This window comes from Acidiferrobacter sp. (assembly GCF_054609335.1).
Genome location: NZ_JBTRWP010000026.1, coordinates 28,934 through 40,122, shown reverse-complemented (window position 1 = coordinate 40,122; position 11,189 = coordinate 28,934). Strand labels below are relative to the sequence as shown.

General features: G+C 64.8%; 9 protein-coding genes and 1 pseudogene. 4 read left to right on the top strand and 6 right to left on the bottom strand.

Features of this window, described 5'->3' with window-relative positions; translation table 11 throughout:
* The first annotated feature begins 34 nt into the window (after nt 1–34).
* A pseudogene (locus ACYCTF_RS08640) lies at nt 35–1,290 on the top strand (ISL3 family transposase).
* Nucleotides 1,291–1,302: 12 nt separating this feature from the next.
* On the top strand, nt 1,303–1,635 hold the full coding sequence (locus ACYCTF_RS08635) for a helix-turn-helix domain-containing protein (RefSeq protein ID WP_461283259.1): 333 nt from the start codon (nt 1,303–1,305) through the stop codon (nt 1,633–1,635).
* 78 nt (nt 1,636–1,713) lie between these two features.
* Here ACYCTF_RS08635 and guaA read toward each other — a convergent pair whose 3' ends face one another.
* Nucleotides 1,714–3,300, bottom strand: a complete 1,587-nt coding sequence (guaA, locus tag ACYCTF_RS08630; protein ID WP_461283258.1) for a glutamine-hydrolyzing GMP synthase — start codon at nt 3,298–3,300, stop codon at nt 1,714–1,716.
* Nucleotides 3,301–3,304: 4 nt separating this feature from the next.
* On the bottom strand, nt 3,305–4,762 hold the full coding sequence (gene guaB / locus ACYCTF_RS08625; RefSeq protein WP_461283257.1) for an IMP dehydrogenase: 1,458 nt from the start codon (nt 4,760–4,762) through the stop codon (nt 3,305–3,307).
* Between the two features lie 131 nt (nt 4,763–4,893).
* On the opposite strand from guaB, the gene ACYCTF_RS08620 reads away from it, so the two are divergent.
* Together ACYCTF_RS08620 and xseA are read left to right on the top strand one after the other, a co-directional pair.
* Complete coding sequence (locus ACYCTF_RS08620) at nt 4,894–5,208, top strand: hypothetical protein (RefSeq protein ID WP_461283256.1); 315 nt, start codon at nt 4,894–4,896, stop codon at nt 5,206–5,208.
* A 53-nt stretch (nt 5,209–5,261) separates the two neighbouring features.
* Nucleotides 5,262–6,752, top strand: coding sequence for an exodeoxyribonuclease VII large subunit (xseA, locus tag ACYCTF_RS08615; RefSeq protein ID WP_461284782.1), 1,491 nt, complete (start codon nt 5,262–5,264; stop codon nt 6,750–6,752).
* Here the strand turns inward: xseA and der are convergent.
* From der to hisS, 4 genes are read right to left on the bottom strand one after another with little or no spacing between them, the layout of a single operon-like run.
* Nucleotides 6,743–8,137, bottom strand: coding sequence for a ribosome biogenesis GTPase Der (gene der, locus ACYCTF_RS08610; RefSeq protein WP_461283254.1), 1,395 nt, complete (start codon nt 8,135–8,137; stop codon nt 6,743–6,745). The genes xseA and der overlap by 10 nt on opposite strands.
* Nucleotides 8,134–9,306 (bottom strand): outer membrane protein assembly factor BamB, encoded by a 1,173-nt coding sequence (gene bamB, locus ACYCTF_RS08605; RefSeq protein ID WP_461283253.1) that lies wholly within the window; start codon nt 9,304–9,306, stop codon nt 8,134–8,136. Before bamB ends, der begins: the two co-directional genes overlap by 4 nt.
* Entirely contained in the window at nt 9,303–9,935 is a 633-nt protein-coding gene (locus ACYCTF_RS08600) for a YfgM family protein (RefSeq protein ID WP_461283252.1), read from the bottom strand. The genes bamB and ACYCTF_RS08600 overlap by 4 nt, the downstream gene beginning before the upstream one ends.
* Entirely contained in the window at nt 9,925–11,184 is a 1,260-nt protein-coding gene (gene hisS, locus ACYCTF_RS08595) for a histidine--tRNA ligase (RefSeq protein ID WP_461283251.1), read from the bottom strand. The genes ACYCTF_RS08600 and hisS overlap by 11 nt, the downstream gene beginning before the upstream one ends.
* Between the last annotated feature and the right edge of the window lie 5 nt (nt 11,185–11,189).

Genomic DNA, 11,189 nt, shown 5'->3' with positions numbered 1-11,189 from the left:
CCCCGAACCACACCCGAGAGCACAACCGATGCACGTGACGCTGAAGACGCTCCTCAACCATGTCGAGCCCTGGAAGGGATTTGTATACGAATCGAGCCGCCTCGACAACCCCGGCCACACCCATGCCACGCTCACGATTAGCTTGCGTGCCCGACGCAGCTCCCGGGGCCGCTGTGGGCAATGCGAGCGGCCAGCCCCGGGCTACGATCAGCAACCACCGCGTGATTTCCCATTCGTGCCGCTGTGGGGGATGCCCGTCTCCTTTCGTTATGCGCCGCGAAGACTGTGCTGTCCCCTTTGCGGCTTTCATGTCGAACATCTGCCTTGGGCTTTGGGGAAGCGCCCGCTGACCAAGAGCTTTGCCTGGTTTCTCGCCCATTGGGCCTAAGCGACTCAGTTGGCAAGAAACGGCGCGCGCCTTTCAAACGAGCTGGGAAGCCGTTTTTCGCTCCGTCGAGATGGCGGTTGACTGGGGTCGGGCGCGAATCGATCTGACTGGCCTTACCGCCGCCGGAGTTGATGAGATCTCCTGGCAGAAAGGCCAATTCCTGACCCTCGTCTACCAGATCAACGAGGGCGCCAAACGCCTCCTCTCTATCGCCGAGGAGCGAAAAGAGAAAAGTCTTCGCGAATTCTTTGTCTGGCTGGGCAAGGAACGATGCGGTCTCCTCCAGTTCATCTGCTCGGATATGGGGAAACCGTATTTGAACGTGATTGAGCGCTATGCCCCAAACGCCCTCAATATCCTGGACCGCACCCACATCGCCGCCAAGATGAACGAGGCGCTCGATAAAATCCGCGCCACCGAGACTCGCTCGATTGAGTGGCAAGGGGGTCAAGACGGTGCTCACCCATTCACGCTGGTGTTTGCTCAAACGCCTCGAGCACCTCACCGAGAAGCAATCGCTGAAACTGAAGGATCTGCTGGCCTGTAACCTGAAGACGATCCGTGCCTACCTATTGAAGGAGGAGTTCCCGTTTTTCTGGGAGTACCGCTCGCCGGCTTGGGCCGAGAAGTTTATGCATCAGTGGTGCACAAAGGCGATGCGCTCGCGCTTGGAACCCATGAAGCGCATGGCCCGCATGTTGCGCGCCCATAAGCCTCTTATCATGAATTGGTTTGAAGCCCGGGAACAGATCTCCCTGGGTGCTGTGGAGGGCTTAAACAACCGCCTCAAAGCGAGTATCAGAAATAGTTACGGTTTCCGCACCTCACGGGCCATAAAAATCATGCTTTATCCTAGGCTTGGCGCGTTACCAGAGCCGGAGCTCACCCACAGATTCTGCTGAGGAGCCACAAAAATGAAGATCGACACCGAAATCCACCATGTGACAAAGCCGGGAGCGAACATCTTCCTGGAGCTTGGCTTCGCGCCCGCCGAGGCCAAGCGCTTGCAGGCGGCCTCCCGCAAGCAGATCAACGACACCCAATTGCTGAAGCAGCAGTTGATGGACGCGCTGTCCACCTGGATTGCCGAGCATCACCTGAAGCAAGCCGAAGCAGCCGAGATCCTGATGGTTTCGCGTCCGCGCGTGTCCGACATAGTGAACAAGAAGACAGCCAAGTTCACCATCGACACGCTGATGGAAATGCTTAGTCGCGTCGGCAAGCCGGTCCAACTGGCCATCGGTTGACGCGCTGAACGACTGAAAACTTCCATCAATTCCCGTACCAACGGCGGCATAACACAATCCTGCCGCCCCCCATACCGCTCACTCCCACTCGATCGTGGCCGGAGGCTTGCCCGAGACATCGTAGACCACGCGACTTACGCCGCGCACCTCGTTGATGATGCGGCTCGAGACGCGCCCGAGCAGGCCATAAGGGAGCTCCGCCCAGTTCGCGGTCATGAAATCCACGGTCTGCACGGCGCGCAGCGCGATGACGTAGTCGTAGGCACGACCATCGCCCACCACCCCTACCGAACGCACCGGCAGAAACACCGCGAAGGCCTGACTCACCCGGTCGTAGTAGCCAGAGGCCCGCAGCTCCTCGATAAAGATGGCATCGGCGCGTCGCAGGATCTCCGCATAGCGCTCCTCCACGGCCCCCAGGATGCGCACCCCAAGCCCCGGCCCTGGGAAGGGATGCCTGTGGATCATGGCCGCCGGCAACCCGAGACTTAAACCAATGCGTCGCACCTCATCTTTAAAGAGCAGCCGCAAAGGCTCGAGGAGTTTGAGCTTCATGCGCTCGGGCAGGCCGCCCACATTGTGGTGCGACTTGATCACCCGCGCCTTGCCTCCCTTGGCGCCCGCCGACTCGATGACATCGGGATAGATCGTGCCCTGGGCCAGCCAGCGCACCGCCGGCAGGCGCGCGGCCTCCTCCTCGAAGACCGAGATGAAGGTCTCGCCTATGATCTTGCGCTTGCGCTCCGGATCATCCACGCCCTTTAGGGCCCCCAGGAAACGGTCGGCGGCGTCCACGCGCAGTACCCGCACCCCCAAGTGGTCGGCGAAGGTGGCCATCACCTGATCGCCCTCGTGGAGCCGCAAAAGCCCGTTGTCGACGAACACACAAGTGAGCCGATCGCCGATGGCTTGATGCAGGAGCACCGCCACCACCGAGGAGTCCACGCCGCCCGAGAGCGCGAGCACCACCTCCTCATCGCCCACCTGCGCACGGATCTCCTCCAGGATGCCATCAATGATGGCCTGCTCCGTCCAGGCGCGCGCGCAACCGCAGATCTCGTGCACGAAGCGCTCGATGATCCTTTGTCCTTGCTTGGTGTGGGTCACTTCGGGGTGGAACTGCAGACCGTAATAGCGCCGCGCCTCATCGGCGATGGCAGCCAGGGGGGCGTTGTCGGTCTCGGCGATGGCCATGAAACCCGCGGGGCAGGCCTCGACGCGGTCGCCATGACTCATCCACACATCCAGCGCGCGCGTCCCGTCTTCCGCGTCGCTCAAATCCGCCAGCAAGGCCGAGTGGCCGAGGGTGCGCACCCGCGCATAGCCGTACTCGCGATGCGCCGCCGCCCCCACGCGCCCCCCAAGCTGCGCCGCCAAGGCCTGCATGCCGTAGCAGATGCCGAGTACAGGTACGCCCAGGGTGAACACCGCGGCCGGGATGCGCGGCGTATCGTGCTCATTGACCGACTCGGGGCTACCCGACAGGATCACCCCACGGGCGCCGAAGCCCATGATCACGTCATCGGCCACGTCGCACGGCATGATCTCGCAATAGACGCCGGCCTCGCGTACCCGCCGGGCGATGAGCTGCGTGTATTGGGAGCCGAAATCGAGAATGAGGATCCGCTCGAGACCCTCGGCCTGCGCCCTACCCTTCTCGGACATCCCGTCAGCCTCGTTGGTAGTTGGGAGGCTCTTTGGTGATGGTCACGTCATGCACATGGCTCTCGCGCATGCCGGCATTCGTGATACGGACGAACTGCGCCCGCTCGCGCATGGTCGCCAGATCAGGACTCCCGGTATAGCCCATGCTCGCCCTAAGCCCCCCTATGAGCTGATAGACGATGCTGACGAGCGAACCACGATAAGGCACGCGGCCTTCGATCCCCTCGGGCACCAGCTTCTCGGGGGCGCCATCTTCCTGGAAATAACGATCGCTCGAGCCTTCCTGCATGGCGCCAAGCGACCCCATGCCGCGATAGGTCTTGTACGAGCGGCCCTGATAGAGCTCCACCGTGCCCGGGGCCTCGTCGGTCCCGGCAAACAGGCTGCCGATCATGACCGTGTGCGCACCGGCCGCCACCGCCTTGGCGATATCACCCGAAAAGCGGATCCCGCCGTCGCTGATCAAGGGGACATCGGTTCCGGCCAGGGCCTGCGCCACATTATCGATGGCAGTGACCTGGGGAACGCCGACGCCAGCCACAATACGCGTAGTGCAGATCGAGCCGGGCCCTATACCGACCTTGACCGCGTCGACCCCGGCATCCACGAGCGCCCGAGCGGCATCACCGGTGGCGATATTGCCGCCGATGACCTCGGCATGCGGATAGTGCTTCTTGATCCAGCGGACCCGCTCCAGAACCCCCTCGGAGTGGCCATGGGCGGTGTCAACCACCAACACGTCGACCTCAGCCTCGAGGAGCCGCTCCACGCGCTCCTCGGTACCGGCGCCCACGCCCACCGCCGCGCCGACTCGCAGCCGCCCCTTGCCGTCTTTCACGGCCAAGGGCTTCTCGGTCGCCTTCTGGATGTCCTTGACGGTCACGAGCCCCTTCAAACGGAACGTGTCATCGACCACCAGGACCTTTTCGATCCGATGCTTGTGCAAGAGCGCCTGGATCTCGTCGCGCGACGCCCCCTCGCGGACCGTCACTAAGCGCTCCTTCGGGGTCATGATGCGCGCGATCAGTTCCTCGTTGCGTGTCTCAAAGCGCAGATCGCGGCTCGTGACGATGCCCACCAACTGCCCGTCGCGTATGACCGGCACACCGGAGACGTGATGGGTCCGCATGAGCCCGAGCACCGCGCGCACCGTCATGTCCGGGGTCGCGGTCACGGGGTCGCTTATGACCCCGCTTTCGAATTTCTTCACGCGCCGGACCTCGTCGGCCTGGCGCACGGCGGTCAAATTCTTGTGGATCACCCCGAGCCCGCCCTCTTGGGCGAGACAAATCGCCGCGCGGGCCTCGGTGACGGTGTCCATGGCCGCCGACAGTATGGGGATATTGAGCCGGATGTTGCGGGAGAGCTTGGCCTTCAGATCGACGTCGCGAGGCAGAACCTGCGAATGATCCGGCAGCAGGAGGACATCATCGAATGTCAGGGCTTCTTGGACGATACGCATGCCGCATTATACGGAAAGCCCGCGCGGGCGGCAAACGTCTCGGCCGATCGGCCTGGTCCGTGCGCGGCTTTGTGTTTTGGGACCCAACATCTATACACTAAGGACATAACCAATTAAAAGAGGAGCAAACGATGAAAAAAATGGCCCTTGTGACCGTGTGTGCGCTCGTACTGGGGGGGTGCGCGCATATGGCGGCCCACCAAGCCCCGCAGAGCGCGGTTGCCGCCGCGCGCGTGAAACAGGCGAGCATCGCCGTCAAGGAAGCGCGCACCCATGGCGCCCTGTGGCTTGCCACCCCGCATCTGCTCGCCGTGGCCCGTAAGGCCGACGCCAAGGGCCAGTATGCGGAGGCCATCAAGACCGCGAATACGGTCATCCTGCAATGCCAGACCGCCGAGAAGCAGGCCGCCGCCAACGCCCACGCCCAGCCTTACTACCCCAACTAAACCTTAAGGCGCCCCGGGTTCCGCGCCCGGGGCTTTCAGGGTATGGTCTCGTCATGGAAACCGATGCTCCACTGCCCTACCGGGAAGGCCTCCCGGTCTATACCGTATCGCGCCTGAATCTGGAGGTGCGCGGGCTTCTTGAAGAGCGGCTCGGGCGCGTCTGGGTGGAAGGCGAGATTGGGAACCTGTCCCAGCCCTCGTCCGGCCATATCTACTTCACCTTGAAAGATGCCCGTGCCCAGGTGCGCTGCGCCCTGTTCCGCAGCGCCCGGCGCCTCTGCTGTCCGGTAGCAGACGGCATGCAGGTTCTGGTCGGCGCGCGCGTAAGCCTCTACGAGGGGCGCGGCGACTTCCAGCTCATCGTCGAACAGATGGAGGATGCGGGCGAGGGGGCGCTGCGCCGGGCCTTCGAGGCCTTGAAGCGCGCGCTCGAGGCCGAGGGGCTCTTCGACCCCCGCCATAAAAAACCACTGCCGAGCCGAGTCCAGCGCATCGGCGTCATCACCTCGCCCGACGGCGCCGTCTGGCACGACATCGTGACCACCCTCAGGCGCCGCTTCCCGGCGATCGCGGTGCTCCTCTACCCGGTGCCCGTGCAGGGCCGAGATGCCGCCGCAGCCATCGCGCGCATGCTCGATCTCGCCAATGAACGCCGCGAATGCGACGTCCTGTTGCTCGCCCGCGGCGGGGGCTCGCTCGAGGACCTCTGGTGCTTCAACGAGGAAATCGTGGCGCGCGCCCTATTCCGCTCGACGCTCCCAGTCGTGACCGGTGTCGGCCATGAGACCGACACCACCATCGCCGACTGGGTCGCGGACGTGCGGGCCCCAACCCCCACGGCGGCCGCCGAACTTCTGAGCCCCGATCAGGCCCTCTGGCGCAAACGCCACCACGAGGCCCACCAAAGACTCGCGCGCCTGATTGATCGGCTCCTGCGCGAACGCATCCAGCGCTTCGACGATTTGAAGCGCCGACTCACCCTACTGCCCGTGCGCGGCCTACCCGAGAAACGGGCGGCAGTGGCGGCACTCGCGCGGCGCCTCGCGCTGGCCCTCCCTTCCTATCCAGCGCGGCTGCGCGCGCGCCTCATGACGCTTACCCAAAGGCTGGAGCGGCGTTCGCCGAGCGCCCGCCTGCACGCCTACAGGGTGCGACTGGCGCCACTGGCCGATCGCCTGACGGGTGCTATGCGCGCGGCCCTGCGTGTCCACGAACGGCGCTTGGGATTATTCGCGCAACGGCTGCGCGCGCAGCCCCCGGAGGCCCTGCGCGAGCGGCTCGCGGCACGCCATGAACTCTTAAGGGATCGCCTACGACGCGCCATGAATGAAGCCTTGAGGATCCGCGGCGACCGGCTTGCGCTGCTTGATCGTGCACTGACCCTGGTCGGGCCGCCCGCCGTCTTAGACCGCGGCTATGCGATCGTGACGGATGCGCAGGGACGGGTCGCACGGGACGCCACCGCCCATCGACCGGGGGATACACTGCGCATCCGTCTGGCCCGCGGGGAACTCTTGGTCGAGGTCAAAACCGCTCAATCGTAGTGGGCCTTGCGGAAGCGCTTCAGCCGCCGCCGCTTGGCCTCGTCACGCGCCGTCGGGGCCTTCTGGGACCGACCGGCGAAGGGATTGTCCCCTTCGCGAAACTCGACCTCCACAGGCGTGCCCTCGAGTCGGAAGTGCTCGCGCACCCGCTGCCCGAGATAACGCCGCCACGCGTCCGGGGTTTCGGACACGAGATTGCCGTGCACGATCACGCGCGGCGGGTATTTTCCCCCCTGATGGATGAACTTCGGCTTGATGCGCCGGCCGCGCACAATGGGTGGCGGCGTAGCCGCGATCGCGGCCCTCAGGATACGATTCAATTCGGGGGTCGGGAGCGTGCGGCCGCCGGAACGATAGGCGCGCTCCATGGCTGGAAAGAGCGGCCCGATGTGCAGACCTTCAAGCGCAGAGATGAAGTGGGGGCGCGCGAAGGACAAAAACGGCAGCCGCCGCACCAATTCCCGACGGATCCACTCGCGGCGCGCCGCATCAAGACCCTCCCACTTGTTGACCACGAGCACGAGTGAGCGCCCCTGCGCGAGAATGTGGCCCGCGAGCGTCACGTCCTGCTCGCTCACCTCCTCACGCGCATCGAACACGAGCAGAACCACCTGCGCCTCATCGACCGCCTGCAAGGTCTTGGCCACGCTATGGCGCTCGAGGGGGTCTGTGATGTGGCTACGACGACGGACGCCGGCCGTGTCGATCAGGACATACTCCTTGCCGTTGCGCGAAAACGGGATATGGATGCTATCGCGCGTCGTGCCGGGTAGGTCGGACACCACCACACGCTCCTCACCCAATAAGGCGTTGGCGAGCGTGCTCTTGCCGACATTGGGACGACCGGCGAGTGCAATGCGCATACCCGTGCCGGCGGGCGGTTCGGGGTTCTCCGGCGGGAACCCCTGCAGGGCCGCTTGCATGAGCGCATCGAGCCCGCGGTTATGGGTAGCAGCGATGGCATGGGGGCGCCCGAGACCCAGGGCATGGAACTCAGCGACCGCAAGCTCGTTATCCATCCCCTCGGTCTTATTGACCGCAAGGCACAGCCGCCGATTCAAGGCGCGCAACTGGCTCGCGATCAGAAAATCATCAGGATTGGGTCCCTCGCGCCCATCGACCACGCAGATCACAGCGTCGGCCTCGGCCAGCGCAAGCCGCGTCTGGGTCGCGACCAGAGCGGTCAGGGGATCGTGCTCGCTCACGATGCCGCCCGTATCGACCACCAGATAGGGCCGGCCGCCCACGCGTCCATCGCCATATTGCCGGTCGCGGGTGAGCCCCGGCAGATCGGCAACCAAGGCCTGACGCGTGCGCGTGAGCGCATTGAAGAGCGTGGACTTGCCGACGTTGGGCCGTCCGACAAGAACCACGACTGGCTTCATGATCGTGCGGGTCGGAACGCGAGCGCGGCAAGCCTGCCTGTGGTCGTCAACACAAAGACAGTGGGCAGACCCTTATGCCCCGCCACCCGACCTACGAGCGGGGCTGCGCGTATGGCCCCCTCGCCCACGCGCACCCGCGCTATAAGCTTGCCGGTATGCCGCGAAAGCCATTGGGTATAGCCCGCGAGATCCCCCATGACGACCGCCGGACCGGCAAGCACGGGACTGCCTAGCCTGCGGTTCAGGAACGCCGTCTGCTTCCACACGGTACCGCCGCTCGCGCTGGCGAGCGCCATGACACGGCTGTGCGCGGTGATCACGTACAGGGACTGACCCCCCAAAGCCATACTGCGGTAGGACGACAAAGGCCGACCCCAGAGGATGCGCCCGGAATGGGCTGCCAAGGCCGCCACCGCGCCGTGATAGCCGTTCACATACACGATGTTCTGCGAATATAGGGGATGGCCCAGGTCCACCAGCCGCTCCACGGCATCCCCGCCTCGCGGCTCGGCCACGGCACTGGTCCAGAGACGACGCCCGTCGGTGGTGCGCAAGGCGACCAGCTCGCCGTTGGCATAACCCTCGTAGAGGAGTTCCGAGACCAATGTCGGGCGCGCCGTCAGAAACAGCGTCAAGGCCGGATGGGCGTGAGCCGCCATCCACAGCTGGCGACCGTGGGCGAGGCCAAAGGCCGTCACATGGCCATCCAGGGAGGCGACATAAACCCCGCCCGGCCCCACTACAGGGGCCGCCAGGATCTCGCTCGGCGCCTGAGCCGTCCAGACCGACTTGCCGGTCTTGGCATCGAGCGCAAGCACCCGCCCGCGTCGTGTGCCGACCACGACCAGCCCTCCGCCTGCGCTCGCACCCGCCGTGATCCGTGCCTTCAGGTGACGCCGCCAGAGTCGGTGGCCGTCGCGTGTGCGATAGGCGACCACTGTGCCGTTTTCGTTGGCAACGACGATGGCGTGGCCTGCGAACGCCGCACGCAGGGCGAGGTCGTAACCGCCCGTGCCGTTGCCGGTATCATGCGACCACACCCGCTTGACCTTGAGGCTTGCGTGAAAGGGTTTGAGCTTGGCCGGAGGTACGACGTTTTTGTCGCTACTGAACACGCCGCAGCCACCCAAGAGGCCCACAGTCAACAATATGCCAAGCGCGCGCCTCATGACGCCGCCTGCAACTGCGCCCGCTCGCGGCGCCAGAGGCTCGTCAGAGACGATTTCGGTGGGGCAATCTTCAAGGCCTCCGTGAAGGCCGCGAGCGCCTTGTTCTTATGCCCCTCACGCGCCAGGATCTCCGCCTGTAGGCCGAGCACCATGGCCTTGAAGCCATAGGGCTTAGCGATATGCGCATAGGTCCACGCCTGGTGCGGGTGGCCCTCCGCCAAAAGCAAGCTACCCAGACGCAGCCGCGCCGTCGTACGCACGCTCCACTGAGTCGCCTTGTGCGCGGCGAACGTGAGATTGGCGATCGCCGCCGGGATCTGATTCTTCTGATAATCGAGGCGCGCCAAAAGAAGCGCCGCCTGCCCAGCGTACGGAGTCCCCGTGTAGCCGTGCTCGAGTTTTTGGCCCGCGGCCGTGGCTAAGCCGAAACGCATCTGGCTTGCGGCACTCAAGACCTCCTCGAACAGCGCCGCCGCCAGGACCTTCTGCTGCGCGCGGTAGTGTCGATAATAGAAGAAGCCCCCGATCACGAGGACCGCGGCCAGCACGCCATAGAACATCGCGCGTCCGTACTTCTGAAAAAATTCCTTGATGTCGCCGTATTCGCCGCCGGTCAGGTCATTCGTCATCGATCTTCGCTTCCGCCCCCAGAATCTCTGAAATACGCGCCACAGCGTCTGTCCAGCTCACTGTGTCGCCTTGCGTGGCCCCTGCCGCCAGGATCACCACCCCTTCCTCGTCCACCGCCTCGACGAGGCAGCGCGCCCCGCTTTCGCGGGCGCGCTTGCCCTGGCTCTTCGCGCTTGCGGCCGCAAGATGGACCTCGACACGCACACCTCGGTCTCGCAAGGCCTCGGCCAGGGCCAGCGCCCGACCTTGAAGGGCCGCCGGCGTCATCACATACACCCCAAGCCCGAGCACCTGTGGTGGGCGCGTGACCAGTCCCATCAGACGCTCCATACCGATCGCGAAACCCACAGCCGCCGTCGCCGCGCCGCCGAGTTCCGTCACCAAACCATCGTAACGCCCACCCGCGGCGATGGTAGCCTGCGCCAAGGTCTCGTCGGCCACCCACTCGAAGACCGTGTGCGTATAGTAATCGAGCCCGCGCACGAGCCGCGGGGCCACCTCGAAGGCGACACCCAGGGCCCGCAGGTGGCCGGTAAGATCCGCGAAATGTGCACGCGATTCAGTACTCCAATGATCGGCGATCGCAGGCGCCGCGTCGAGGATCTCTCTCATCGCCGGATTCTTGCTGTCCAAGACCCGCAGCGGGTTGCGGTCGAGCCTGCGCACGCTGTCTTCGTCGAGGCGATCGCGATGGGCCTTGAGATGATCCACCAGCGCATCCCGATAGCGTTCGCGGCAAGCCGGCGTTCCGAGCGAATTGACGAGTAGCCGCGCATTCACGCCCAGCTCGCGCAGAATCCGCGCACCAAGCGCGATCAGCTCCGCCTCGATGGCGGCCCCGCTCATCCCGTAGGCCTCGACGCCCCACTGATGGAATTGGCGGTAACGCCCCTTCTGCGGACGCTCATGGCGAAACATGGCGCCCTGATACCACAAGCGCTGGGTCTGGTTATGAAAGAGGCCACCTTCGATGCCGGCGCGCACACAGCCTGCGGTCCCCTCGGGCCGCAGGCTCAGGCTGTCGCCGTTACGATCGAGGAAGGTGTACATCTCCTTCTCGACGATATCGGTGGCCTCGCCCACCGCGCGCGCGTACAACTCGGTACGCTCGATGATCGGTAGGCGGATCTCGCGAAAGCCGTAGACCTCCATGAGCGCACGCAGCCGCTCCTCGACCGCCGCCCAAGGGGCGCACTCCGCGGGCAGCAGCGCCGCTACGCCGCGGACCCCGGCGACCTGACGATTCAAACCCA